The 26,113-nt window shown below is 65.9% G+C and carries 26 protein-coding genes; 8 read left to right on the forward strand and 18 right to left on the reverse strand.

Going from position 1 to position 26,113, the window contains the following annotated elements:
• Positions 1-21 precede the first annotated feature (21 nt).
• The 15 genes from ACOMG5_RS15085 to ACOMG5_RS15155 all read right to left on the reverse strand — a co-directional run bounded on the left by ACOMG5_RS15085 (position 22) and on the right by ACOMG5_RS15155 (position 10,651).
• Complete coding sequence (locus ACOMG5_RS15085; RefSeq protein ID WP_420344621.1) at positions 22-441, reverse strand: phage terminase large subunit family protein; 420 nt, start codon at positions 439-441, stop codon at positions 22-24.
• Positions 428-913 carry a DNA packaging protein gene (locus tag ACOMG5_RS15090; protein ID WP_420344622.1) on the reverse strand — a complete coding sequence of 162 codons (486 nt, stop codon included), beginning with the start codon at positions 911-913 and terminating at the stop codon, positions 428-430. The genes ACOMG5_RS15085 and ACOMG5_RS15090 overlap by 14 nt, the downstream gene beginning before the upstream one ends.
• Positions 914-1,495: 582 nt before the next feature.
• Positions 1,496-2,587: an AAA family ATPase gene (locus tag ACOMG5_RS15095; protein WP_420344623.1), complete on the reverse strand. Its 1,092-nt coding sequence runs from the start codon at positions 2,585-2,587 to the stop codon at positions 1,496-1,498.
• Entirely contained in the window at positions 2,584-2,781 is a 198-nt protein-coding gene (locus ACOMG5_RS15100; protein ID WP_420344624.1) for a hypothetical protein, read from the reverse strand. Before ACOMG5_RS15100 ends, ACOMG5_RS15095 begins: the two co-directional genes overlap by 4 nt.
• Positions 2,782-3,205: 424 nt before the next feature.
• A complete protein-coding gene (locus tag ACOMG5_RS15105; protein ID WP_420344625.1) occupies positions 3,206-3,925 on the reverse strand; it encodes a winged helix-turn-helix domain-containing protein in 720 nt (239 codons plus the stop codon).
• On the reverse strand, positions 3,925-4,194 hold the full coding sequence (locus tag ACOMG5_RS15110; protein WP_420344626.1) for a hypothetical protein: 270 nt from the start codon (positions 4,192-4,194) through the stop codon (positions 3,925-3,927). The genes ACOMG5_RS15105 and ACOMG5_RS15110 overlap by 1 nt, the downstream gene beginning before the upstream one ends.
• Positions 4,191-5,114 (reverse strand): hypothetical protein, encoded by a 924-nt coding sequence (locus ACOMG5_RS15115; RefSeq protein ID WP_420344627.1) that lies wholly within the window; start codon positions 5,112-5,114, stop codon positions 4,191-4,193. The genes ACOMG5_RS15110 and ACOMG5_RS15115 overlap by 4 nt, the downstream gene beginning before the upstream one ends.
• Positions 5,111-7,363 (reverse strand): hypothetical protein, encoded by a 2,253-nt coding sequence (locus ACOMG5_RS15120; RefSeq protein ID WP_420344628.1) that lies wholly within the window; start codon positions 7,361-7,363, stop codon positions 5,111-5,113. The genes ACOMG5_RS15115 and ACOMG5_RS15120 overlap by 4 nt, the downstream gene beginning before the upstream one ends.
• A gap of 2 nt (positions 7,364-7,365) precedes the next feature.
• On the reverse strand, positions 7,366-7,782 hold the full coding sequence (locus tag ACOMG5_RS15125) for a phage upper tail fiber protein (protein WP_420344629.1): 417 nt from the start codon (positions 7,780-7,782) through the stop codon (positions 7,366-7,368).
• 3 nt (positions 7,783-7,785) lie between these two features.
• Positions 7,786-8,010, reverse strand: a complete 225-nt coding sequence (locus ACOMG5_RS15130) for a hypothetical protein (RefSeq protein WP_420344630.1) — start codon at positions 8,008-8,010, stop codon at positions 7,786-7,788.
• A gap of 120 nt (positions 8,011-8,130) precedes the next feature.
• A complete protein-coding gene (locus ACOMG5_RS15135; protein ID WP_420344631.1) occupies positions 8,131-8,322 on the reverse strand; it encodes a hypothetical protein in 192 nt (63 codons plus the stop codon).
• A 2-nt stretch (positions 8,323-8,324) separates the two neighbouring features.
• Positions 8,325-8,843: a glycoside hydrolase family 108 protein gene (locus ACOMG5_RS15140; RefSeq protein ID WP_420344632.1), complete on the reverse strand. Its 519-nt coding sequence runs from the start codon at positions 8,841-8,843 to the stop codon at positions 8,325-8,327.
• Between the two features lie 67 nt (positions 8,844-8,910).
• Positions 8,911-9,183, reverse strand: a complete 273-nt coding sequence (locus ACOMG5_RS15145) for a hypothetical protein (RefSeq protein ID WP_420344633.1) — start codon at positions 9,181-9,183, stop codon at positions 8,911-8,913.
• A gap of 46 nt (positions 9,184-9,229) precedes the next feature.
• On the reverse strand, positions 9,230-9,556 hold the full coding sequence (locus ACOMG5_RS15150) for a hypothetical protein (RefSeq protein ID WP_420344634.1): 327 nt from the start codon (positions 9,554-9,556) through the stop codon (positions 9,230-9,232).
• 57 nt (positions 9,557-9,613) lie between these two features.
• Positions 9,614-10,651 carry a hypothetical protein gene (locus tag ACOMG5_RS15155; RefSeq protein WP_420344635.1) on the reverse strand — a complete coding sequence of 346 codons (1,038 nt, stop codon included), beginning with the start codon at positions 10,649-10,651 and terminating at the stop codon, positions 9,614-9,616.
• A gap of 90 nt (positions 10,652-10,741) precedes the next feature.
• On the opposite strand from ACOMG5_RS15155, the gene ACOMG5_RS15160 reads away from it, so the two are divergent.
• The gene (locus ACOMG5_RS15160) at positions 10,742-11,854 is read left to right on the forward strand and encodes a hypothetical protein (protein ID WP_420344636.1); all 1,113 of its coding nucleotides are present in this window, start codon (positions 10,742-10,744) and stop codon (positions 11,852-11,854) included.
• Positions 11,855-12,123: 269 nt separating this feature from the next.
• On the opposite strand, the gene ACOMG5_RS15165 is transcribed toward ACOMG5_RS15160, so the two are convergent.
• From ACOMG5_RS15165 to ACOMG5_RS15175, 3 genes are all read right to left on the reverse strand, one after another.
• Positions 12,124-12,309, reverse strand: a complete 186-nt coding sequence (locus ACOMG5_RS15165; RefSeq protein ID WP_420344637.1) for a hypothetical protein — start codon at positions 12,307-12,309, stop codon at positions 12,124-12,126.
• Between the two features lie 305 nt (positions 12,310-12,614).
• The gene (polA, locus tag ACOMG5_RS15170; RefSeq protein WP_420344638.1) at positions 12,615-15,458 is read right to left on the reverse strand and encodes a DNA polymerase I; all 2,844 of its coding nucleotides are present in this window, start codon (positions 15,456-15,458) and stop codon (positions 12,615-12,617) included.
• Between the two features lie 826 nt (positions 15,459-16,284).
• Positions 16,285-17,655: a class II 3-deoxy-7-phosphoheptulonate synthase gene (locus ACOMG5_RS15175; RefSeq protein WP_420344639.1), complete on the reverse strand. Its 1,371-nt coding sequence runs from the start codon at positions 17,653-17,655 to the stop codon at positions 16,285-16,287.
• Between the two features lie 246 nt (positions 17,656-17,901).
• On the opposite strand from ACOMG5_RS15175, the gene ACOMG5_RS15180 reads away from it, so the two are divergent.
• The 7 genes from ACOMG5_RS15180 to guaA all read left to right on the forward strand — a co-directional run bounded on the left by ACOMG5_RS15180 (position 17,902) and on the right by guaA (position 25,781).
• Positions 17,902-18,954, forward strand: coding sequence for a GlxA family transcriptional regulator (locus tag ACOMG5_RS15180; RefSeq protein ID WP_420344640.1), 1,053 nt, complete (start codon positions 17,902-17,904; stop codon positions 18,952-18,954).
• A gap of 67 nt (positions 18,955-19,021) precedes the next feature.
• Complete coding sequence (locus tag ACOMG5_RS15185) at positions 19,022-20,206, forward strand: ABC transporter substrate-binding protein (protein WP_420344641.1); 1,185 nt, start codon at positions 19,022-19,024, stop codon at positions 20,204-20,206.
• A gap of 105 nt (positions 20,207-20,311) precedes the next feature.
• Entirely contained in the window at positions 20,312-21,091 is a 780-nt protein-coding gene (locus tag ACOMG5_RS15190) for an ABC transporter ATP-binding protein (protein ID WP_420344642.1), read from the forward strand.
• Positions 21,092-21,116: 25 nt separating this feature from the next.
• Positions 21,117-21,821 carry an ABC transporter ATP-binding protein gene (locus ACOMG5_RS15195; RefSeq protein ID WP_420344643.1) on the forward strand — a complete coding sequence of 235 codons (705 nt, stop codon included), beginning with the start codon at positions 21,117-21,119 and terminating at the stop codon, positions 21,819-21,821.
• Position 21,822: 1 nt separating this feature from the next.
• A complete protein-coding gene (locus ACOMG5_RS15200) occupies positions 21,823-22,824 on the forward strand; it encodes a branched-chain amino acid ABC transporter permease (RefSeq protein ID WP_420344644.1) in 1,002 nt (333 codons plus the stop codon).
• Complete coding sequence (locus tag ACOMG5_RS15205) at positions 22,821-24,152, forward strand: branched-chain amino acid ABC transporter permease (protein ID WP_420344645.1); 1,332 nt, start codon at positions 22,821-22,823, stop codon at positions 24,150-24,152. Before ACOMG5_RS15200 ends, ACOMG5_RS15205 begins: the two co-directional genes overlap by 4 nt.
• Positions 24,153-24,224: 72 nt before the next feature.
• The gene (gene guaA, locus ACOMG5_RS15210; protein WP_420344646.1) at positions 24,225-25,781 is read left to right on the forward strand and encodes a glutamine-hydrolyzing GMP synthase; all 1,557 of its coding nucleotides are present in this window, start codon (positions 24,225-24,227) and stop codon (positions 25,779-25,781) included.
• Positions 25,782-26,113: the final 332 nt, after the last annotated feature.

Here is a 26,113-nt window from a genome sequence, read left to right on the forward strand (position 1 = left end):
CGATGGCTGGGAAACCCTTTCTCAGCCTCTCGTGCCGATGTCTCTTGACCTCGCGGCCTGACCGGAGCCAACGTTACATGCTCGGAGCGCGCTGCTCGCCAATTTCCACCACATTCGCGACACGACCCGGCAGTCGGATTCGGCGGGCAGCAGGCACAGGATCGGCGCCGGGTCGTTCGCGACGAAGCTCGCCACCGCCGAGGTGAGAAGCGTGGTGAAGCCCACGCGCACCGGCTTCACCAGCGTCACCCGCTCAATGAGGGGATCGCCGATCGCGTCGGCAATCTCGCGCTGGAACGGCCAGAGGCGTACCGGGCCGGGCTGGCTCGATACGCCCTCGGGCAGGCACACCTCACGCTCGATCCATTCGGAGAGGCGCAGGCGTGGCGGCGGCATCAGGGCGCGCAGGGCCTCGGCCCGGATCTGGTCAATCGTCGGCATGGGCAAGCTCCTCGAGGGCGGTGCGGATCTCCCGGTCGATCGCGGCGACCTCGGCGGGGCCGATCTGCGGCAGGGCGGCGCGGAGGCGAGAGGGCACAGAGAGGATGCGGGCGCGCACCTGGCGCAGGACCCCCGCCCATTCCTGGCTCACCTCCTGGGCACTGACCATCTCGCCGCGCAGGGCCGCGTTCTTCAGCGCCTGGGCATCGGCCTGTTCCTTGGCGAGCCGGGCGCGTTCGGTGGTGAGGGCGAGCACATGCTCCTCGCCGCCGCGGGCGCTGGCCACGCCACGAAGATGCGCGACATAGGCCGAGACGGTCGCGCCGAGGTCGTAGGCGTCATGGCCAAAGCGCACCGCGATCCCGCGCTTCTTCAGATCCGAGAGCGCAGCGGGCGAAATGGCCAGAAGTTCGCACATGTCCGGGCCGGAAATCCGGTGCACGCTCTCCCCGCCAAGCTGAAATTCCGTCAATATCTTCAACGGTTTCACCCTCTTATGTTTTTCTGCATCGCGTGACATGCCGGGGCGCGAATGACCCCCACCCGGCCCCCGCCCGGAAGGACCCTCGCCAGCTCGCGAAGCTCGTGCTCGATCTCGCTCTTCTCGATGTGGAAGCGCTCGGGGTCGCGCCGGTCAGGGCAGAGCCGCCCCACCCGGTCGGCCAGATCCCCGATTTGCTGCCATGCATTGAAAGGTTCGGGTTGCTTCGAGCGCATCACCAGATCCCCGCCTTCAGCTCGACCTCATGGCGCATCGAGCGCAGCTTGTAGACCATGCCAACCAGCTTCCCGGCCTCCCGGATCGTAAGAAAGTCGGTGCGCGCCACCGCTTCGATAAGCGCGGCCTCACTCTTCCCCAGCAGATCGACCAGCTTCTCGGCATCAGCGTGTCCCGTTTGTCCCGGCTCAGGTTGGGACACAGGACGGGACAACCCGGGAACACCCCCCCTAAAGGGGGGTGTCCCGTTTGTCCCGCCTGTCCCGACCGGCGACCAAGCCGGGACATTCCCGCGTGTCCCGGCTTGTCCCGGCATGTCCCGTTTGTCCCGATGTGTCATGCCAGCCACCAGATTTCATTGAAGCTACGCGCAAGCCCCTTGTCGTTCAGCTCACCTATTGCCCGGTTGAAGGTTCTCTTGGCGCTCTCATGTTCTAGTCCTTCAAAGAGCCCATGCAGCTCAGCACAGCTTCTCCATTGCTCCTTGGTCACGCTCCTGCCGTCCGGGTAGTCCGGGCCGGTGCGCTGGACGCCGTGCCGCTCGATCGCCGTGTGGAGCGCCTGCAAGGCGATCTCTGCCTTGCCCTTCACCTTGGCCCGCCGTGGCTCCTCGCCATCGGCTGCCCGCTCCACGACGCAGGTCGAGATATCGTCGCCGTCCTGGTCCTTCCCGAGAATGCGCTCCGACAGCCGGTAGCGGAAAATCGTCCCGCGCGGCATGTCCCGCTGCTTTGTCGCCTCAGCCTCGATTACATGGCTGCCGTCCTCCTTCGTGACTTCGATTTCGGTATCGACGGCGGCACGCAGGCTGGAATGCCCCCGCGCGCCCTGGGCCGCGCTCTTGCCGGTGTGGTGGATGAGCAGGACGCACGCCCCGGTGCGCTCCTTCAGCATCTCCGCAGACGCGATCAATCGCCCCATGTCCTGCGAGCTGTTCTCATCCCCGGGCGACATTGCACGGGCCAGTGTGTCGATGATGATCAGGCCGAATGGCCCGGCTTCTTCCTCCAGATCCTCGATCGCCTCGGCAAGAAATGTCGGGTCGCGGCGCGGATCGGTGAAACTGAGAGGGGCGGACAGAACCCAGAAGCAAGGGTTCTCCAGAGCGGCCACGCGCTTGTCGAAGCCCGCCCCGCCTTCGAGCGTGACATAGAGCACCGGCGCGGTTTGAACCCGGCACCCGCCCCAGGATGCACCCCGAGAAACCGCATGCGCGATATCGAGGGCGAGGAAGGTCTTGCCCACGTTCGCCGCCCCATAGAGAACCGCGAGCGAGCGCGGCGCCAGCCATCCCTTGATCAAGTAAGGCACCTCCGTAGGGGCCTCGATCTCGGAGGCGCGGCGGAACCGTTGCAGCAGCTCGACAGAGCGCTGTTGCTTCGGACGCTTGTTGCGGATCTGCGTGACGTTCTGAAGCGGATCGCTCATGCGGATGCCCTCCGCGACACATAGGCGAGGAACCCGGCCTGCTCCTTGGGCGAGATTGCATCGAAGCAGGCCAGCAGCCAGGCCTTGCGCTCGAAGGGCGTGGCCGTCGCGGCCCAGTCCCGGGCCTCCTCCATGGCGTTCATCAGCGGCGGGATCGGCGCGCCTTTGCGCATGCGTTCGAGCGCGTCCGACATGACGAGCGCCGCGTCTTCCGGGTGGCAGTATTCCATCGCAAGGCGGAGGGCACTTGCGTGCTCGACGCGCCGCCGGTAATCTGCCGTCCTGAAGTCTGACACTTCATATTCAGCCCCGGTTGCGCCCGCCAGCGCTCCGGGGTTTTCGTTTGCCGGATCACATTGTTCAGTGATTTGTGCAGTTGAAACTTTCCTGTTTAGTTCTTGCTTTGTCGGGGGGCATTTTGAAACATACTCGCCCTGATTTTTCTTACTTTCTGGTAGGATTGCAAATCCGTGAAGACCGGTTCGATTCCGGTACCCGCCTCCAAACAAAATCAATGACTTATGTCTTGATCTCGGAACCAGTCAAATAATCTGGCAACATGGTTGGCAACATTCTCGTTGCGTCCATGTTCCGTTCCTGAGGTGGATGTGCGCCACTTTAGGAGCGGTTACGGAGCTCGCGCGCCGATGGCTGACCCGCACTACGGGATGACACCATCCGGTAGCCCACGCCCCATACATTTTCGATGCGCATATCGCTCGGGAGCTTCTTGCGCAGCCTGTGCACCAAAACCTCAACGATCCTTGGCTCGGCCTCGTCGGGCTTGTTTGCATATAGCCGGTTCATGATTCGCTCCCGCGGGATCGTTACGCCTTCCTCCCGTTTCAGGATAAGGTACAGGTGAGCTACCTGCCTTTGGACGCCAAGCTCCACCATGACTCTGACCACATCATCGTCGGACCCTTCATAGGTGCAGGTAAGCCACTCGATGCGCGCCGCCAGATCCTCGATCACCTCATCGCGCGGCCTTTTTTCTGCGCGGATCTCATCGCGCAACGTTGGCATCCGGCGCGCACGGCCAGCGGACAAAGCCTGACGGTCAATCGCGATATAGGTATCCAGCGCCTGCGCCAGAAGCGGGCGGGCGGATCGGGCCGGGGCGCCGACCTCTCGCTCGTATTCCTGCACCGGCCACTTGTCGATCAGGAGAGATGTCATCACGTCGAGAGCCATGGGCGGAATCTCCACACGGGATGGGTCCTCCATGAACTGCAAGGCTGCCTCGGCCTGCTGCTCTGATAGGTAATGCACCAAGTTCATGTGCGATGGCTCGAGCCGTGCCCCGAGGATGGCCTTTGCCGGTGGACGCTTGATCATCAGGGGATCTGCTCCCCCCGGATCATCCCCAGCAGGCTCATCCGCTCCTGCTCGGACGCCTCATAGATCCCCCGCCACATGGCCGCTTCACGCGCGCCGCCATCGGCTGCGATCATGGCATCCATCCGCGCTTGTAGTGCTGCCTGAGCATCGCGTGCGCTCCGCAGCGCCGCTGAAGCCTCTGCGGCGTCGATCTCCGATTGGGCGAGCCGTTGCTCGATGCTGGCGACCTCTGCTGCCAGCATCGTAATCTGTGCGCTGAGCGTCACGCTCGGATCCACCCGGAGGTATCGAGGCCGGTGTAGCGATAGGACTTGAGCGTGTCGTGCATCACCCGCCGCAGATAGAGCAGGCCCGTAGCGTCGAGCGCGACCAGATCCTCCGCGGTGGCTGGCAGTTGCGCCGGGCTGCACCCGGTCAGGATGATGGTTGCCGCGCCGCCCATGATCCACTTTGCCAGAGGCTTGTTGCCCAAGTGGAAGGTGTCGGTATTTACGTCCTGGTTGTATAGGTCGTCGAAGAACGTCGCGCTTGGCGCAAGCCCTGCGAGTGTGTCCAGACGGATCCGCTCCATGATCACCGGCAGCGGCATGAACCGCACGGCGCGGCGCCCGGCAGGGCGGTATGCATTGGCCAGCGTCAGGGCCGTCTCATAGCGCAGCAGGTGCCGCGAGCAGAAGTTCGTCCAGTCTGTCAGCGTCACGGTATCGCCAGAGGCCAGACCGCGCCGCAGCTGGGCCGACCACAGGACGACATCCGCCCCGGCCCCGCCGTCTCCAGATGCCCAATACAGCTTGCACCACTCCAGCACCTGCGACGCGAACACATTGGGTTCAATCGAGGCTGCGCCGGAGCTGTCGGTCAGCAGGAGCGTGTTAACGTCCGCCGCGTGCCAGCGCCCCTGGCCCCCGTAGCTGTCGCCATCGGCCTGTGCCATCGCCCACCGCGCCGACATGAACGACCCGGCGATGGTGCTGTTGTAGACATAGGCTGCCCGCTGCCCGCTGACCTGATACAGGAACCACTGCAGACGGTTGGTGTTAGCGGTCTTGTCTCCGGCCCCCTCGAACACCGGATCTAGGCCGGAATTTCCAGATCCCATGATCTTGAGCGTGTTGACCGCAGCAAGGGTCTGCGCCGGTACGCCGACAGACTTGTCGGTATTATTAACTGCACAGGTCAGGTTCATGCCGGGAGCCCTCCTACGGCGAATGCCTCGATTTTGTAGATCCGCAGTGCCCGGCCTTGCGCCGGGGTGTAGGTCCATGCGCCATTGAGCGTCTGGTTGGTGAGGTCGATGGTTCGGAACTGATCCGTGATCCGAAGGTCGCAGGCGCCGATACTGGCGGAGATGTGCAGGATGTCGGTGTCCCGCGTGGCCGTGGTCGAGAGCGTATCAAGGCGCGGCTGCCCCGGGCGCCCATAGCTCGACGGGAGCGCCATCAACCCCTCGTTGATATAGCGGATGCCATAGCTTTCATCGAGCTGGAACTGCGCACCGGCAACGTCCGATCCGAACAGCCAGCGATAGGTCGGGCTGCCGCCAGCGGCAGAGGAGAACACGCCCCAGATTTCGACCTCATGCCATCCGGGCGTGGATTCATAGACTCGCGCCCCGGCGATATAGGCCCCGTCTGCCGCAGGGTTAGCTACGCCCTGATGCAGGCGGCTGATGGTCATGGTATCGAAGTCCACTTCGAGACCGGCCAGTGCCGGGGCATTTGCAGCCGTCATGGTGAACAAATTCGCGCCCCCAAGACGCAGCTCAATGACCAGTTTCGCCCCCGCCGTCTCGCGCTTCACGGCATGACGGAAGGAGAATTCTCGATACCCTGCCATCAACGCCTGCGTCGGGGTATTGACCCATGCTGCGCCGGAAGAATAGGCCGTGGGCCAGGTGCGGCGGCGCGCATCGTTCGCGTAGCGTCCGGCGCCGGTGAGCGTCTCCGTGGTGGCGCTTCCGAACCCGACATAGGCATCCGACTTGACCTGCCCCGCTTGCCCGTAGCCGAGTGCCCCCGTCTGATCTGCGAAGGGCTCGATCAGTAGGGCCGCATATTCCTGACCATAGTGCAGCCGCGCCACATCGGCGTTGAAGCTCGAATAGCTGCCGCCCGATCCGATTGCGACGGCGCGCGTCGTGCGGGTGACGCTGACGTCGGACGGGATTGCTCCGAGCGTGAAGTTCCACCCGGCGAGGGCGGTCTGGTCGATCTCCACACCAATCTGCGTGATCTGCGCCGAGGCAACTGCGCTGTCGCCGCCGGTCGTGGTCCGCAGGAATGCATGCAGGTAATAGACCGCATCCTCAGGAACGCCGGTGATTGCAAATGGCCCGGATTCGGTAACAGCGTAGTTACCGGTTTGCTGCGCCCCGGTCCCGGCGACGATCTGCGCCGCGGTCATCGTGGTCGCGGTAGAAATGGCCCAATAGACCGTCCCGGCGCGGTTGACAGTGATGTTCGCAGGCGTGCCAGCAGGAGACCCAGCGATATAGCCGATGGCCAGCGTCGGGGCCGCCACATTCACGGTGACGGAAACCGTAGCAGGGGTAGAGAGCCCTGCAACAGATGCTTGCACTGTCATCGTCCCGGCCCGATCCGGCGTGATCGTAGCCGAGAACGCCGCGCCGCTCGTATAGACCTGCGTTACCCCGTCGATCACGGCACCGAACATGGTGAAATCGGTGGAGGCGGTGTTTGCCGCGGTGCCGGTAATGGTGACCGTCTGCCCCATCGTGATCGTAGAGGCACTGGCCGAGAGCGAGAGGGAAGTGGTCGCAGCGGCTGCGCCGGACGTCGCCGTCTTGCTGGTGGACCATGTTCCCGCGCCGATGGCGTTGCGCGCCCGCACCACAGCCGTGTAGCTGGTGCCCGCCGCAGCCATGGTCAGGGTCCACGGCGAAGCGCCAGTGAGCGGGATCGCCGTAGTGCCGCCATCGAGCGAATACTCGCAGCCGGTGATCTCCGATCCGCCGTCGCTGGGCGCGGTGATGCTGGCCACGATCTGCGATGCCGCAAGCCCCGTCGTCCACGTCCAGGTAGTGACCTGCGCAGGGGCAGTCGGAGCCGCTGCAACCGGGCCAACGCCCGCGCTCGTGGCCTGTGCGCTGCCGCCCGCATTGGTGGCGGTGATCCGCACGCTGATGCTGGCGGCCTCATCGGCTGCGATCAGCAAATAGGTGGTGCCGGTTGCGCCGCTGATCGCGGTGCCATTGCGCAGCCACTGGCGCGCATAGCTGGGCGATCCGGTCCACGTCCCGACGGCAGCCGTCAGGGTCTGGCCGACCGTCGCCGTGCCGGTGATCGACGGAGCGACGGTATTCGTCGGCGCCGAGGGTGCGGGCACATCATCGCCGAAAACTTGCGTCTCGCCGCGATAGGCCGCGACAATCTCGGTGCTGCCCTGATAGATCGCCGTAAAGTCCTTGAGTCCCATGATCAGGCCTCCGCGCGGATAAAATAGAACTTGGCCGGGTCCTTGGTCGTCAGCGCATCGTATTCCGCCTGCGTCAGGACGATCGTGGTCAGAGTGCCGATCTTGGTCACCGCCAGCGTGTGGAGGGCCACCGGCGTGGCGCTCTCCGGCACTGCGATATTCGACAACGCCACCGTCTTGCCACCAAAGGTCGGGGTGAAGTTGACGGCATAGAGAGAATTGGTCAGGCCCCCGGTATTGGGCCACAGGTCAACGGATCCGGTACCGTCGAGCTCGATCGGGACCTCGACCACACTCGGCACGACGAAACCAGCGTCGATGTCGTAGCCGGACAAGGTGAAGGTCGCTTTCCCGCCGCGCACAACGGTGCCGTCGGGGTTGTGCAGCGCAAATGTGACCGTGGTGGGAGTTTCGGCCATGTCTCAATCCTCGCAGATGGCGTTGAAGGTGCGGATGAACTGAGCGCCCGATTGCAGCGTCTCAGCGGTGTCGCGGGTGGAATAGGTGGGTAGATCGCGCCGCAGCTCGCGGCAGATCGTGCGCTCAGTCTCGGATGCGCCCTGAGCGGCGCAGCTCGGCAATAGGGTCGTCAGCAGCAGCAGCCCGAGCAGCGTCAGCGCGCGCCCGGACATCATCAGCTCGTGCATGGTCGGCATCCTTGGCTTTGGTGGTGGCGGCAGTCGATCCGGCCCGGCGGCCGAGGATCCATGTTGCGGCGATCGCTGCGACCAGCGATCCGAGCGCCGCCAGGGCGCGCTGGATCGCGGTCATGTTGCCCACCCGTATTTTTTGGCGAGGGCATATCCCCACTCGGCCACCGCACCGATTGCCACACCAAGGAGGAGCGTGAGGTCTGCGTCAGACCCGAGCGCCTGCCCCGCCTCGGCGGTGATCAGGCCCCACGCCACGAGTGCGCCGGAGAGATAGCGCATAATGATACGCGCGATGACTGCGATCATGGTCAGGCTCCTTTTGCCATTGCGAGCGCCGATACCTCGACGCGATTGAGGCGGGCCGACCAGCCGCGCCCGAATGTTTTCCAGGTGGAGAGAGAGATCAGGAACGATTTGCGCGCCTGCAGCGCGCGATAGATGGCCACAGGCACGTTTGCGGCCTGGGCGGCCATCAGGGTTTTGGCCCCGATCATGCCATCAGCCCCTGCGCCGACGGCGGACTGCAGCCATTTCGAGGCCCGCTTGACCCCGCTGTTCACCGCAGCATCAAACGCCACGAGGTCGAGCCCCGCGGGCAGCTCATCGCCCCGGACCGCATTCCAGTAGCCATTGCGGTAAATCTGCGCGACCTCCGCGTCAGTGATGGCCCGCAGGTCCGCCTTCGTCGCACCGGGCCGGTACTTGCGATAAGTCGCAAGCGTGATCCCCTTCATCGTCGCACCGCCAGGGTCTGCGGGATGGTCTGACCATCCCCCCTCGCTCAGCAGGACCTGAGCAAGGCAGGCGGAGAAATTCTCCTTCGCCATGTTCTCTCCATAAAAAAGCCCGGCACGCGGCCGGGCCATCCCATTGATGGGTTAACGTTAGTGTCCCTTATTGCTGGCTCAGCTTGCTCAGCGCAGCCTTGATTTCGCTGATGCCAATCTGGATGTTGCGTAGGTCCGAGGATTGGCTGGCCTGCGCGATCTCGACGGACCGAATCCGCGACTCATGCGCGGCAACATTGGCCTGCACTTGGATCATTTCGCGGGATAGCCCCTGCTGCCCTGCAACCAGAGTGAACCACGCACCGACCGCTCCGAACAGGACGACGCCTATGGTAATCAGGTTTCCCAAGCTCATCTTCCTGTCGAACTCGAATGGCATTCGCGCCTCCTGCGCATCGGTATGAAAAAGCCGCCCGGAGGCGGCGTCAGACGATCTTGAGGGTGCCACCGTCGGACCAGACCGTGCCTTGCGCCGCGCTGTCGGCGGTCGTGGGCGCATTGGTGAAGCGCGGCCGATTGATGATCGCCGGGGCCATGCCCGAGCCCTGCAACTGGATGCCTGCGGTGCTGCCTGCCTTGACGGCCTGAGCCACCGCGAAATCCGTGAGGGTGACCTGCGTGACGATAGGACGATCTTCCCACAGGAAGCCCCAAGCCACGCCGCTATAGGCGGCTTCGTTGCTCGAATAGCTGACGCCAGCGCCGGTCCACTTGTCCGCGCCTCCCCCGATGACGGAGCAATAGTTCTGCACACGATGCTCTCCGCGGCGCAGTCGAACGAGTAATAGATGCCGCGCAGGTCAGCTTGCCTAGTCCCGCGCCACGCCCCAGATGTCAGACATGAGCGGCTTCGCATAGCCACACGACGCGACCACACGTGCCGCATCGTCAATCGTCTGGTCCTCCAGCAGCGCATTGCAGGTATAGCCCATGTCGATGCAATGCTGCCGCCACTCAACCAGCCCGTCATCATCGAGGAGGTCGATGGGAACAGGGTCTAGGTTCTCCGTGCCGACGAATATGTCGCGCAGGTGCGGAGCGGGGTTATCCGTGACCGTCCAAGCGTTCCATCCAGAGCCATCCCAGTCCTTTACATACCCTCCTGCGATGCACGAAACCTGATCCGTAGACCTGTTACGCACGCGGATTGCCACTGCTGCCAGATCCCGAGAAGGCAGTGGATGATCGTTCCAGATGCTGACGGAGCGCAGCAGATAGAGCGTATCATAGACGCCATCCCGGCTCATCACGATCTGCCCGGGAGAGGTCCCCTGATAGCCCCAGAAATTCCAGATCTGCCCATCATAGGCATAGGACGCACTGTCATATTTAGAGGCCTCGAAAGCCGCCCCGCGCCGGACCTCGATCTCGTATCTGCGCGCAGAAAACGTGTCCCGGTCCAGCATTATCGTGGCGGTGTAGCGGTCGAGCGTCGTGTGCCTGACATTGGTCGTACCGCTGTTGTTGCGGGTCAGATAGTTTTCGGATCCAGATCCGTAGAAGTAGCTGTTTGCCGAGAAAAGGCCGCTCGACGGCGCTACGGTCTGGCCCGGGCTCGCGATGCGCGCCTCTACGAACCCCTCCTTGCTGGATGCCGATGGAGACACTGTTGCATCATCAGACCATACTAGGCGGATCGTCGCGCGCATCCGGCGCACCGATGCCGCCTGAAAGTGCAGCTCTGGCAGGTTGATCCATGCCCCACCAATGGGCCGCATCCGCAGGCGAAGCGGAACGCGGATCAGGTTAGTATCACTGGCGTTCTTGGACAGGCCGGAGGTGAATGTGATCTGCAGCTGATGCTCATCCGGGTAATCCCGTGTCGCCACCACTTGCACCTGCGGCAAGGCGGCGTCCTGCGTCCCTGAGGTAGTGTCCAGCGTCTGCCATCATCCTCATCGACAAGGTGCCCGCGCAGCTCCGCCTGTACGCTTTCCGTGCGGCTCTGCCTTTGCGTCAGGGTCACCCTGTTCATCGGCGTCGGGCATGAGACCACGGGCGCCTCCGCCTACAGCAGCGACGAAATCCGGGGCCTTCTGGACTGGCTTCAGGAAGACCCCGCGAACCGCCATGCGATCATCGACGCGACCTCGCTTCTGGGCGCGATGCCCTGGCCTCCGGTGCTGGTGGCCGGCGTGCTCGCGCGCTGCTGCCTGTTCATGCCGCTGCAAAAGGCCATCGGCGGGGTCGCGGGCTATTATGTGGCCAGCTTCACCCCGGAGGCGCTGGAGGCGATCGGGCGCAATCTCGCGCGGCCAAGCTGGGCGATCGCACGGCAGCTGAGCCTGTCGGTGCCGAAGGATCTCGCCCATCCCCTCACCGGCGGCCGCACCCTGGCGACGGGCCCGTTCTATGATCCGGCGCAGGACCAGATGCTGGGCGGCGTCATCAATACCTACAGCCTGCTTGCCTTCGCCGAGACCACCTACGGCCTGAGCTGCCTCGCGCAAAGCATCGGCCCGGCCAGCGCCCTGAACGCGCGCTCCCGCGCGAACCTCGCGCTGGTCGAGGACTGGGTCGGGCGCGAGCCTCTGTTCTCCCTCGCGGTCGGGCGGGCGGAGAAACGCGGCACGGCGGTGACGCTGCTGTGCGTGAACGACCCCGACATCGCCCCCCTGCACGGCACGATCCTCGCCCGCGCGAAGCAGCTTCTGGGCCATCAGGGCCTCACCCATCCGGACGGGCAGCACGAACCCGGCCTGCGCGCGGCGCTCTATGTGAATGCCTTCCCGGGCATGGCGGGGGATTTCCGCGCTTGGATCGGCGGCGTGCGCCCGGCCGAAGACATCCACGCGCTGCTGGAGAATCTGCGCCACGCCTGGCTGCGGGCGAAGGCACTGGTGATTGCGGAAGAGCTGGCAGCGCGCGGCGAAGACGCCCCCGCTCTGGCCGCCCTGCCCGGCCTTCAGCGCCTCGCGCGCGAGGTGGAGGATCTGGCGGCGCTGCTCGGGGGGCTGCGCGATGGCGCGGATCTCGCCCGCCACCGCGACGCGCTCACCGCGGGCCTGCAGGGGCTGGCGGAAAGGCTCGCCACCGTCGCGCCCGACTAGTCCGCGCGACTGGCCCATGCCGCCTCAGGCCTGCCGGGGCTGGCGCAACGGCTCGGCGCCGCCGCGCAAGACTGGCCGGCGCCCGGCACGCCCGCGCCCCGGATGGCTGATCCGGGGGGCGGGCCGCGCCATCCGGCGCATGCCGCCCGCGGCCGGGCGGCGCACCTGCCCCGGCTCCGGGCTGCACCTGGCGGGGCCAGACCGGCCACACTCCGGCCCCGCTGCCACGGGGCGGCGCCCGGTCATGCCGGGGTGACCGCGCCCCGCTCTTACTGAAGCAGGTCGAAATTGGTCGTATCGGCCCCTTTCACCGCCTGTTCACCGGTCTTCTGCAGATCCGCGCCCATCTGCTGCGACGGGGTGAGCGGCTGCGGCTTGGGCGGCTCGGCCGGAACGCAGCCGCTCAGAAGGGCCGCGCAGGCCACGGCCAGCGCGCAGGCAAGGGGATTGGGCATCGCGCTCTCCAACTCTGTGGTCTCGCAAAAAGCTATCGCCGCGCTGCCGGCCGGGCAAGATCCGCGGCCAGCCGGAGAGGGCCCCTCCCGCGCAGCGCCCGCCGCGACGCGCAGACACCAGCTCACAGGCCGCGCGGCCAGCGCGGCGGCTCCGGCCAGCCCTGCGTCCGGCGGCAGAGCCGGGCCACTGTTCGCAAGACCGGCCCATCGGAAGGATGAACGACAGCGCATGCCCCAAACCGGCGCCGCCCCGATGGAAACCCGCCCCCGGGCCGCTCAGCCCCGCGGACGCCCCGCGCGCGGCCTCAATGCGCTTCGGCCCAGCTCGCGCCCACGCCCGCATCGACCAGAAGCGGCACCGAGAGCTTCACCGCAGGCTCCGCCGCGCCCTGCATGACCGCGCGTGCCACATCGGTGAGCCGGGCCACATCCGCCTCGGCCACTTCGAAGATCAGCTCGTCATGCACCTGCAGCAGCATCACCGCATCGAGGCCCCGGATCGCCTCCGGCATGCGGATCATCGCGCGGCGGATGATATCGGCGGCTGCCCCCTGGATCGGCGCGTTGATCGCCGCGCGCTTGGCAAAGCCCGCGCGCGGGCCGCGATCGTTGATTTCGGGGGTGTGGATCTTGCGCCCGAACAGGGTCTTCACATGGCCATGCGCCTTCGCGAAGGCCACGGTCTCGTCCATATAGCGCCGGATGCCCGGGAAGCGCTCGAAATAGCGGTCGATGAAGGCCTGCGCCTCGGAGCGCGGGATGCGCAGGTTGCGCGCCAGTCCAAAGGCCGAGATGCCGTAGATGACGCCGAAGTTGATCGCCTTCGCCTGGCGCCGGACCATCGGGTCCATACCCTCGATCGGCACGTTGAACATCTCGGAGGCGGTCATGGCGTGGATGTCCAGCCCCTGGTGGAACGCCTCCTTCAGCGCCGGAATATCGGCCACATGGGCAAGGATGCGCAGCTCGATCTGGCTGTAATCGAGGCTGACGATGCGCCGCCCCTCGGGGGCCACGAAAGCCTCGCGGATGCGGCGGCCCTCATCGGAGCGCACGGGGATGTTTTGCAGGTTCGGATCGGTGGAGGCGAGCCGCCCGGTGTTCGCGCCCGCAATGGAATAGGAGGTGTGCACCCGCCCGGTATCGGGGTTCACATGGGTCTGCAGCGCATCGGTGTAGGTGGATTTGAGCTTCGCGATCTGGCGCCAGTCCAGCACGCGGGCGGCAAGCTCGGCGGCCTGCGCATGGTCCTCGAGCGTGGTGATGTCCTCGAGCACATCGGCGCCGGTGCCATAGGCGCCGTTCTTGCCGCGCTCACCGCCCGGCACGCCCAGCGTATCGAACAGGATATCGCCGAGCTGCTTCGGAGAGCCCACATTGAAGGGCTGCCCCGCGACCTGCTGGATCTCCTCCTCCAGCCGCGCCATGCGCTGCGCGAAGACATTGGACATCCGCGCAAGCACCGCCGTATCGACCTTCACCCCCGCCATTTCCATTTCGGCCAGAACCGGCACCAGCGGCCGCTCAAGCGTTTCATAGACGGTGGTGACCTGTTCGCGGTGCAGCCGCGGGCGGAAGGCCTGCCACAGGCGGAAGGTGATATCGGCATCCTCGCCGGAATAGGCGGTGGCCTTGTCGATCTCGGTGCGGTCGAAGGTGATCTGGCTCTTGCCCGAGCCGATCAGCTCCTTGATCGGGATCGGCTGGTGGCCGAGATATTCGGTGGAGAGCGCGTCCATGCCGTGGCCATGCAGGCCCGAGAACATCGCGTAGCTCATCAGCATCGTATCGTCGAACGGGTGGATGCGGATGCCGTGGCGGGCGAAGATCTTCCAGTCGTATTTCATGTTCTGGCCGATCTTCAGCACGGCTTCATCCTGAAGCACCGGCTTAAGTTCGGCTAATGCGGCCGCGAGATCCATCTGCCCTTCGCTGCGGGTAGCGGAGCCGAAGAGATCGCCGCCGCCGGTGATATGGCCGACGGGCACATAGGCCGCGCGCCCGGCCGCAGTGGCGAGCGAGATGCCGACGAGCGCGGCCTGCATTTCATCGAGCGAGGTGGTTTCGGTATCGACGGCGAGCCAGCCGGTGGCGCGGGCCTCGGCGAGCCAGGCGCGCAGGGTCGCGGCATCGCGGATGCAGGTGTAGCCGCCGAAGGGGGGGGCCTCGGCGGAGAGGGCGCTGCCCCCTGCCTTCTCGGCCCCGCCGGCTGCGCCGGCCCCGCTCCCCACGCCCGCGGCCGGGGATACGGCGGGCTGCTCCACCCCGAATTTCTCCGAGACGCGGCGGGTCAGGGTGCGGAATTCCATCAGGTTCAGGAAGTCCATGAGCACCTGCGGCTCGGGCTCCTTCACCTCCAGATCGTCGAGGCTGAAATCCAGCGGGGTTTCGGCATCGAGCGTGACCAGCCGCTTCGAGACGCGGATCTGATCGGCGAAGTTGATCAGGGTCTCGCGCCGCTTCGGCTGCTTGATTTCGGTCGCGCGCGCGAGCAGGGTCTCGACATCGCCGAATTCCTGGATCAGCTGCGCGGCGGTCTTGATCCCGATCCCTGGTGCGCCCGGAACATTGTCGACGCTATCGCCCGCGAGGGCCTGCACGTCGATCACCCGGTCGGGCGGGACGCCGAATTTCGCCTCCACCTCTTCCGGGCCGATGCGCAGGTTCTTCATCGCATCGAGCATCTCCACCCCGCCGCCGACGAGCTGCATCAGGTCCTTGTCGGAGGAGATGATGGTGACCCGGCCGCCCGCTTCGCGCGCCTGGCGGGCGAGCGTGGCGATGATATCGTCGGCCTCGAAGCCCTCCAGCTCCTTGCAGGCGATGTTGAAGGCGCGGGTCGCGTCGCGGGTGAGCGGGAACTGCGGGCGCAGGTCCTCGGGCGGCGGCGGGCGGTTCTCCTTGTAGGCGGGGTAGATCTCGGAGCGGAAGGTCTTCGACGAATAGTCGAAGATCACGGCGGCATGGGTCGGCGCGTCCGGCCCTTTCGCATCCTCGATATAGCGGAAGATCATGTTGCAGAACCCCGCGACCGCGCCCACTGGCAGGCCATCCGATTTGCGCGTCAGCGGCGGCAGCGCGTGATAGGCGCGGAAGATGAAGGCCGAGCCGTCGATGAGATGCAGGTGGCAGCCTTTGCCGAATGCCATGGGGAACCTCCGTATGGGCCCCCGTTGTGCCACAGCCCGCCCCGGCCCGAAACCCGAATCCCGCCCGCCGGGACGGGTGGCGGCAGGGTAGCCGCCTGTGCAGTGGCTGCGCCGCACGGTGTCCGCTTGCGCGCAGGGGGCAGTGCGAAGGGCGCATATGGGGCACCAGACGCCTGTACGCACGACTGTATCTTCGAGGGAGCCCGCCCGGAGGGGGCGGCAGGGCGGCTCGGCGCAGGCCCGTTGGGGTGGCGGCCCCGCCGGGCGGCCTCCCTCCCCGTGCCGGATACCGCCGCAGGGCCAGCCCCTCCGGGTGCCGGGATGACCCGCAAGGGCTTTCGCAGAAGACTTACCGGCGAGAGGGATGGGGCGGATCATGGAGGTTGCCCCTCCGGCGCCCTGACCGATGGCCGATCTGGAAGAGCCCCCTGAACGCCCGCAGCGGCTGCGGAGCGGGTCTTGCGGCGACCTTCCCAGCCCCACCGCGGCCCAGATTTCCCGGGCTATCCGGAACATTGGGCAAGCCCTGCCGCCGCGCCAGAGCGTGGCGGATACGGGATGGGCGTCGCCTGCTGCTTTCGCAGCCTGTCCGGCAGGCGTTTTGATGGGCGCTGAACGACAGCCCGTGGGGTGTATGGGGTGGATCTGCCTTTGCGGCCTTTGAACATGCCGCGCCATTCGGCGGGCGGGGAATGCCCGCCGGAGGAACCCAGGGCCGATCGGTGCGCGCTCATAGCCGAAGCCGGCTTTCGCATGCTCCGGGCGGTACAAACAGCACGGCCGCCGCGGGAGGCGGCGGCCGGCAGGTCTGGCAGTGCGCGCGGGATCAGAGCCCGGCGGCCTTGCGCATGGCGCGGCGGTCCTGCAGCTCCTCGGCCACGAGGAACGCGAGCTCCAGCGATTGCGAGGCGTTCAGGCGCGGATCGCAGGCGGTGTGGTAGCGGCTGGACAGATCCTCGTCCGACACCGCCCGCACGCCGCCAGTGCATTCGGTGACGTCCTGCCCGGTCATCTCGAAATGCACGCCGCCGGGGATCGTGCCCTCGGCCTTGTGCACCGCGAAGAACTCCCGCACCTCGCGCAGCACGGAATCGAAGGGCCGGGTCTTGAAGCCCGAGGCGGCCTTGATCGTATTGCCGTGCATCGGGTCGCAGGACCACAGCACATTGGCGCCCTCCTGCTGCACGGTACGGATCAGGCGCGGCAGATGCTCGCCCACCTTGCCCGCGCCGAAACGCGCGATCAGCGTCAGGCGGCCCGGCTCGTTCTCCGGGTTCAGCCGCGCCATCAGCACCTTGAGGTCTTCGGCCGTGGTCGAGGGGCCGCATTTCAGCCCGATCGGGTTCTGCACGCCGCGGCAGAATTCCACATGCGCGCCGTCCGGCTGCCGGGTGCGGTCGCCGATCCAGATCATGTGGCCCGAACCCGCGACCGGGATCCCGGTGGTGCTGTCCACGCGGCACAGCGCCTCTTCGTATTCGAGCAGCAGCGCCTCGTGCGAGGTGTAGAAATCCACCTTGCCGAGCTCATGCGCGGTTTCGGAGGTGACCCCGGCCGCGGCCATGAAATCCATCGCATCCGAGATCCGGTCGGCCACGGCGCGGTAGCGCGCGGCCTCGTCCTCGTCGGTGAAGCCTGCGATCCAGCTCTGGACCCGGTGGATATCGGCATAGCCGCCCGTCGAGAAGGCGCGCAGCAGGTTCAGCGAGGCCGCGGCCTGGGTATAGGCCTGCAGCATCCGCGCAGGGTCGGGCAGCCGCGCGGCCTCGGTCGGATCGAAGCCGTTGATGATGTCGCCGCGGTAGCTCGGAAGCTCGATGCCGCCGACCATTTCGGTGGGCGCCGAGCGCGGCTTGGCGAACTGCCCGGCCATCCGGCCGACCTTGATCACCGGCACTTTCGCGCCCCAGGTCAGCACGATCGCCATCTGCAGCATCACCTTGAAGGTGTCGCGGATGTTGTCGGCCGAGAATTCGGCAAAGCTCTCGGCGCAATCGCCGCCCTGCAACAGGAAGGCCTCGCCGCGCGCCGCCTTCGCCAGATCTGCCTTCAGCCGCCGCGCCTCGCCCGCAAAGACAAGGGGGGGCATCTTGGCAAGCTGCGCCTCGACCGACGTCAAGGCAGAAAGATCGGGATAATCGGGCATCTGGACCCGCGGTTTCGCGCGCCAGCCCGACTTCGTCCATCCCTTCGCCATGTTCCCCTCCGAACCATTCAGAATTGCCGGGCGTATATAGTCCCTGCGTTAGCGAGAACAAAGCGGATTCTCTCAATGCACAAAGAATGTGCGCTGCCCGAAATGATGCATTCCATACACAGAGATGATCTTGCCGTGGCGCCGGAACGCTGTATGGAGAACCGCGAAACGACATGCCAGAGGTCGCAAATGCGCCTGCCAGCCACATCCCGTACCCATTCCCGCCCCGCGCCCTCGCACGGCACGATGAAACTGCCGGTCGCGGAAAAGCCGCGCCGCTATCTGTTCCTGCTGCTCGACCGCTTCACCATGATCGCCTTCGCCTCGGCGATCGAGCCGTTGCGGCTGGCGAACCAGGTCTCAGGGCAGAAGCTCTATGAATGGAAGCTGGTCTCGGAGGACGGGCAGGACGTCGCCTGCTCCAACGGCACGGTGGTGCGGGTGGATATGGGGCTCGGGCCGGTCGGGCGCGACGATACGGTGCTGGTCTGCGGCGGCATCGACGTGGCGGAGGCGACGACGAAGCCGGTGCTGAGCTGGCTGCGCCGCGATGCGCGCCAGGGTTCGGCGGTGGGCGGGCTGTGCACCGGGGCCTGGACCGTGGCCAAGGCGGGCCTGCTGGAGGACCGCCGCGCCACCATCCACTGGGAGAATCAGGACAGTTTCGAGGAGGACTTCATCGACATCCACCTGACGAAATCGGTGTTCGTGATTGACGGCAACCGGCTGACCACGGCCGGGGGCACCGCCTCGATCGACCTGATGCTGCGGCTGATCGCGCGCGACCATGGCGATGCGCTGGCCAATACCGTGGCCGACCAGCTGATCTACAATTCGATCCGCACCGACCGCGACACGCAGCGCCTCTCGATCCCGACGCGGATCGGGGTGCGGCACCCCAAGCTCGCGCAGGTGATCGCGCGGATGGAGACGAATATCGAGGAGCCGGTGAGCCCGGCCGCGCTGGCCGAGGGGGTGGGCATGTCCACCCGGCAGCTGGAGCGGCTGTTCCGGCGCTACTTGGGCCGCTCGCCCAAGCGCTATTATATGGAGATCCGGCTGCAGAAGGCGCGCAACCTGCTGATGCAGACGGAGATGAGCGTCATCAACGTGGCGCTGGCCTGCGGCTTCGCGAGCCCATCGCATTTCTCCAAGTGCTACCGCGCGCAATATCACACCACGCCCTACCGCGAACGCGGCGCCTCGGCCGCAGGCCAGGAGGCGGAGGCGATGGCGGCCGAAGACCTCGAGGACGAATGCGATTTCACCGGGATCGACTTCCCCGAGGAGAAGTTCTGAGCCGCTTTTCTTTTCGCTAGGGCGGGTCTAACCTTCGCGCATCAATAGCAATCGGGGAGTGTACCACATGAGGAAACTGCTTCTGGCGAGCGCCGCAATCGCGCTGACCGCGGGCGGGGCCCTGGCCGAGGACATCAAGATGGGCATTTCGCTCGGGTTTACCGGGCCGCTGGAATCGATGTCTCCCGCGATGGCGCAGGGCGCCGAGATGGCGATGAAGGAAGTTTCCGCGTCGGGCAAGCTGCTCGGCGGCACCACCATCACCCCCGTGCGCGGCGATTCCACCTGCATCGACGCCGCCGCCGCCACCGCGACCGTGGAGCGGCTGATCACCTCCGAGGGGGTGAAGGGCATCGTCGGCGGCATGTGCTCGGGCGAGGCCATCGCCTCGGTGACGAATGTGGGCGTGCCGAACGGCGTGGTGATGATCTCGCCTTCGGCCACCTCGCCTGCGCTCTCGAGCGCCGATACCAAGGGCTTCTTCTTCCGCACCTCCCCCTCCGATGCCCGCCAGGGCGAGGTGATGACCGACATCATCCAGGAGCACGGGGTGAAATCGGTGGCACTGACCTATACCAACAACGACTACGGCAAGGGCTTGGCCGACAGCTTCGCCGAGGCCTTCAAGGCCAAGGGCGGCAAGGTGACGATCGTTGCTGCGCATGACGACGGCAAGGCCGATTACGCGGCCGAAGTGGCGGCGCTGGCCGCGGCGGGCGGCGATGCGCTGGTGATTGCGGGCTATGTCGATCAGGGCGGCTCGGGCATCCTGCGCGGCGCGCTGGACAGCGGCGCCTTCGAGACCTTCGTATTCCCGGACGGCATGGTCGGCGAGACGCTGGAGAAGAACTTCGGCAAGGAGATCGACGGATCCTTCGGGCAGATGCCCTCTTCGGAAGGCGCGGGCCACGACAAGTTCCTCGCGGCGGCGAAGGAAGCGGGCTTCGATGGCACCTCGGTCTATTCGGGCGAAGCCTATGATGCGGCGGCGCTGATGCTCTTGGCGATGCAGGCGGCGGGCTCCACCGACCCGAAGGTGTACAAGGACAAGATCCTGGAGATCGCCAACGGCCCCGGCGAGAAGATCCTGCCCGGCGAGCTGGCCAAGGGGCTGGAGCTGCTGAAAGAGGGCAAGGCCATCGACTATGACGGGGCGACCTCGGTCACCTTCGTGAACGGGCGCGAGAATGCGGGCACCTTCCGCGAAATCGCGATCAAGGACGGCAAGATCGAGACGGTGACATACCGCTGATCCGGCGCCACAGCACGGGACGGCCCGGAGAGATCCGGGCCATTCCCATTAAATAACAAGGCCATAAACGGCCAAACTCATGCAATGCATGAACCAGGGGACGTCATGATACGGGTCGAGAACCTGCACAAGCATTTTGGCGGATTCCATGCCGTCGATGGCGCGTCGCTCGAGATCGCCAAGGGCTCGATCACCGGGCTGATCGGGCCGAACGGGGCGGGAAAATCCACGCTCTTCAACGTGATCGCCGGGGTGTACAAGCCGACGTCGGGGCGGGTGATCATGGATGGCGAGGATATTTCCGGCCTGCCGCCGCATGAGCTGTTTCACAAGGGGCTGCTGCGCACCTTCCAGATCGCGCATGAATTCCCGACGCTGACGGTGCGCGAGAACCTGATGATGGTGCCTGCCGGGCAGGCGGGCGAGACGCTGTGGAACAGCTGGTTCCGGCGCGGGCGCATCGCACAGGAAGAGCGCGCGCTGCGCCGCAAGGCCGATGAGGTGCTGGAGTTCCTCACCATCACCCATGTGGCCGACGAGCGCGCAGGGAACCTCTCGGGCGGGCAGAAGAAGCTTCTGGAGCTCGGGCGGACGATGATGGTCGATGCCAAGATCGTGTTCCTCGACGAGGTCGGCGCCGGGGTGAACCGGACCCTGCTCAACACCATCGGCGATGCGATCGTGCGGCTGAACAGGGAGCGCGGCTATACGTTCTGCGTGATCGAGCACGACATGGATTTCATCGGGCGGCTGTGCGACCCGGTGATCGTGATGGCCGAGGGCAAGGTGCTCGCCGAGGGCAACCCGGCGACGATCATGCAAAACGAGGCGGTGATCGAGGCCTATCTGGGCCGCGGCCTGAAGAACAAGGTGAAATCGGCGTGACTTCGTATTTCCACAGGGGCATCGCATGAGCTTTCTCGATGCCTCCGGCATGACCGGCGGCTATGGCGCCGCCGATATCCTCCACGGCTGCACGCTGTGCGTGGAGCGCGGCCAGATCGCGGTGATCGTGGGCCCGAACGGGGCGGGCAAATCCACCGCGATGAAGGCGGTCTTCGGCATGCTGAAGCTGCGCCAGGGCACGGTGACGCTGGATGGCCACGACATCACCGCCCTGTCGCCGCAGGAGCGGGTGCGCAAGGGCATGGGCTTCGTGCCGCAGGTGAACAACGTCTTCCCGACCATGTCGGTCGAGGAGAACCTGCAGATGGGCGCCTTCATCCGCGAGGATGATTTCCGCGAGACGATGGAGCAGATCTACGATCTGTTCCCGATCCTGCGCCAGAAGCGGCACCAGAATGCGGGCGAGCTGTCGGGCGGGCAGCGCCAGCAGGTGGCGGTGGGGCGCGCGCTGATGACGAAGCCGAAGCTTCTGATGCTGGACGAGCCGACCGCCGGGGTGAGCCCGATCGTGATGGACGAGCTGTTCGACCGGATCATCGAAGTGGCCCGCACCGGGATTTCCATCCTGATGGTGGAGCAGAACGCCCGCCAGGCGCTGGAGATCGCCGATACCGGCTATGTGCTGGTGCAGGGCGCGAACCGATATACCGACACGGGCGCGGCGCTGATGGCCGATCCCGAGGTGCGCCGCACCTTCCTGGGGGGCTGAGATGGACATTCTGAACGCGCTGGTCGCGATCCTCAACTATGTCATCGTGCCGGCCACCGCCTATGGCGCGCAGCTGGCGCTCGGCGCGCTCGGGGTGACGCTGGTCTATGGCATCCTGCGGTTCTCGAACTTCGCCCATGGCGACACCATGGCCTTCGGCACAGCGATGACGATCCTGTTCACCTGGGGCTTTCAGGCGATGGGGATCGGGCTCGGGCCGCTGCCCACGGCGCTCCTCGCCCTGCCCTTCGGGATCGCGGCCACCGCGGCGCTGATCCTTGGCACCGACCGGGTGGTCTATGCCTATTACCGCAAGGTGCGCGCGGCCCCGGTGATCCTGGTGATGGTTTCGGTGGGCGTGATGTTCGTGATGAACGGCATCACCCGGCTCCTGATCGGGGTCGACGAGATCAAGTTCGACGATGGCGCGCGGTTCCTGATCACCGCGAAGGAATGGAAGGACTGGACAGGCCTTGCGGAGCCGCTGGCGATCCGCTCGACACAGGCGCTCACCGTGGTGGTGGCGGGGCTGGTGGTCTGGGCGCTGTTCTGGTTCCTGGCGAAGACCCGCACCGGCAAATCCATGCGCGCCTATTCCGACAACGAGGACCTGGCGCTGCTCTCGGGGATCGACCCGAACCGGGTGGTGGCGGTGACATGGATCCTCGCGGCGGCGCTGGCCACGATTGCGGGCACGCTCTATGGGCTCGATAAATCCTTCAAGGCGTTCAACTACTTCCAGCTGCTGCTCCCGGTCTTTGCGGCGGCCATCGTGGGCGGGCTCGGCTCGCCGCTGGGCGCAATCGCGGGCGGCTTCGTCATCGCCTATTCCGAGGTGGCGGTGACCTATGCCTGGAAGAAGGTTGCGGCCTATGTGGGCTTCGAGAGCGACGGGCTTTTGCAGCTGCTGTCCACCGAATACAAATTCGCTGTCAGTTTCGCGATCCTGATCGTGGTGCTGCTGTTCCGGCCCACCGGGCTGTTCAAGGGGAAATCGGTATGAGCACCCGTCAACCCGATGCCGCCGCGGGCGGCCGGATGCGCGCGCCGCTGCTGCTTGCGGCGATGGCGGCGCTGATCGTTCTGGAGGGGCTCAGCTCGGGCTGGAACGGCGCGCTGGTGATCCTGAACATGGGGCTGATCTCGGCGGTGATCGCGCTCGGGCTCAACATGCAATGGGGCTATGCGGGGCTGTTCAACTCGGGCGTGGTGGGCTTCATCGCGCTTGGCGGGCTCGCGCCGGTGCTGGTCTCCATGCAGCCGACCGAGGGCGCCTTTGCCGCGGGCGGATGGGGCGTGCTGATCGCGCTCGCGATCCTCGCGGTGACGCTGGCGGCGGCCATCTGGCTGAACCGGCGCCTGCGCGGAAAGGCCAAGGCCGCGGCAATGATCGCGGTGCTGATCGCAGGCTTCTTCCTTTACCGCGCCGTGTTCGACCCGGCCGTGGTCGCGATCCAGGCGATCAACCCGGCCTCGCAGGGCTATCTGGGCGGGCTCGGGCTGCCGGTGCTGCTGTCGTGGCCGCTGGGCGCGGCGCTGGCGGCGCTGGCGGCCTGGGGCGTGGCCAAGACCGCGCTCGGGCTGCGCTCGGATTACCTCGCGATCGCCACGCTGGGCATCGGCGAGATCATCGTCGCGGTCCTGCGCAACGAGGAATGGCTGGACCGGGGCGTGCTGAACGTGACCGGGATCCCGCGGCCCTGGCCGGTGCCCTATGAGGTCGATCTGCAGGCCGATCCGGCCTTCGTACAGCGGATGACGGACTGGGGGATCGACCCGGTGACCGGGTCCACCGTGCTGGTGAAGCTGCTTTATACCGGGCTGTTCGGGCTGGTGCTGGCGGTGATCCTGCTCGGCGCGCAGCTGGCGCTGAAATCGCCCTGGGGCCGGATGATGCGCGCGATCCGCGACAACGAGATCTCTGCCGCGGCGATGGGCAAGAACGTGACCGGCCGCCATCTGCAGATCTTCATGCTGGGCGCGGCGGTGATCGGGCTTGGCGGCGCGATGATGATCACGCTCGACGGGCAGATGACCCCCTCCTCCTACAACCCGCTGCGCTACACCTTCCTGATCCTGGTGATGGTCGTGGTGGGGGGCTCGGGCAACAACTGGGGCTCGGTACTGGGCGCGGTGCTGATCTGGTTCGTCTGGATCAAGGCCGAGGTCTGGGGCCCGACGATCATGCATCTCGTCACCGCCCCCCTGCCCGACGGCGCCCTGCGCCAGCACCTGCAGGACAGCGCGCCGCATATGCGGGTGATCATCATGGGGCTGATCCTGCTGCTGGTGCTGCGCTTCAGCCCGCGCGGGCTGCTGCCAGAGAAATGAGCCTAATGAATTGAGCTGCGGGGCCCCTTCGGGGCCCTTGCTTTTCGGCCCTGCCCCGCCTATTCCCCGCACATGACACAGCACCAGCGCCTCCTCATCATCGACTTCGGTTCGCAGGTCACGCAGCTCATCGCGCGCCGCCTGCGCGAGCTGAACGTCTATTGCGAAATCCATCCCTATCAGAAGGTCACCGATGCCTTCCTGCGCGACTTCGCGCCGCAGGCGGTGATCCTGTCGGGCGGGCCCGACAGCGTGACGCGGGCGGGCTCCCCCCGCGCCCCCGAGAGCCTCTGGGCCATGGGCGTGCCGGTGCTGGGGATCTGCTACGGCCAGCAGACGATGATGACGCAACTGGGCGGCAAGGTGGAATCGGGCCATGGCACCGCCGAATTCGGACGCGCCTTCGTCACCCCCACCGAGGAGCGGCTGGAGATCCTGGAGGGCTGGTTCGCCGCCGGGCGCGAGCAGGTCTGGATGAGCCATGGCGACCATGTGAGCCAGATCGCGCCGGGCTTCGAGGTCTACGGCACCTCGCCCAACGCCCCCTTCGCGGTGACGGCGGATGTGGCGCGCAAGTTCTTCGCGGTGCAGTTCCACCCGGAGGTGCACCACACGCCGAAGGGCGCGAAGCTCTACGAGAATTTCGTGCGCCTCGCGGGCTTCACCGGTGACTGGACGATGGCGGGCTACCGCGAGCAGGCGATCGAGAAGATCCGCGAGCAGGTCGGCGACCGCAAGGTGATCTGCGGCCTGTCGGGCGGGGTCGACAGCTCGGTCGCGGCGGTGCTGATCCACGAGGCGATCGGCGACAACCTGACCTGCGTCTTCGTGGACCATGGCCTGCTGCGCAAGGGCGAGGCCGAGGAAGTGGTCACGATGTTCCGCGACCATTACAACATGAAGCTGATCGCGGCGGATGAATCCGAGCTGTTCCTCGGCGCGCTGGAAGGCGTGTCGGACCCGGAAGTGAAGCGCAAGACCATCGGCCGGCTGTTCATCGACGTGTTCCAGAAATACGCGAACCAGATCGAGGGCGCGGAGTTCCTGGCGCAGGGCACGCTGTACCCCGATGTGATCGAATCCGTGTCCTTCTCGGGCGGGCCGTCGGTCACGATCAAGTCGCACCACAATGTGGGCGGGCTGCCTGAAAAGATGGGGCTGAAGCTCGTGGAGCCGCTGCGCGAGCTGTTCAAGGACGAAGTGCGCGCGCTTGGCCGCGAGCTCGGCCTGCCTGCGAAATTCATCGGGCGGCATCCGTTCCCGGGGCCGGGCCTCGCGATCCGCTGCCCGGGCGAGATCACCTCGGAGAAGCTCGCGATCCTGCGCGAGGCCGATGCCGTCTATATCGACCAGATCCGCAAGCACGGGCTCTATGATGAGATCTGGCAGGCTTTCGTCGCAATCCTGCCGGTGCGGACCGTGGGGGTGATGGGCGACGGGCGCACCTATGACTACGCCTGTGCGCTGCGCGCGGTGACGTCGGTGGACGGGATGACGGCGGATTACTACCCCTTCACCCACGAGTTCCTCGGCGAGACCGCGACACGGATCATCAACGAGGTGAAGGGCATCAACCGGGTGACCTATGACATCACCTCGAAGCCACCCGGCACGATCGAGTGGGAATGATCCCAGCTCGGGCACGGCTGCGTAGCCTCTGGCAGGAAGCCACCGTTAAGCCCGCGTCACCGCGGGCTTTTTGGTGTTGGCGCCGGCCAGTACCTTCAGGCGGCGTTCTTCGCGCAATGCCATGGAAGCGGCTCCGCCTCGTGAAGGCCCGTGCATGGGGTCATGGTCCAGCAAGGCTTTGTTAAATCGGGACAGCCCTCCGGGGTGTTGATTTTCACTCAGAACTGAGCCGGTTTTTTCACCGAGAAGTGAGCCACCTCTGATTATGGATTTCGGTTCATGCTGGGGTCAAGGTCGGGTTTGTCTCCTTCTTTTTTCTGGCTGCTGCGGCT

This window comes from Paenirhodobacter sp. (assembly GCF_041916475.1).
Taxonomy (GTDB): domain Bacteria; phylum Pseudomonadota; class Alphaproteobacteria; order Rhodobacterales; family Rhodobacteraceae; genus Rhodobacter.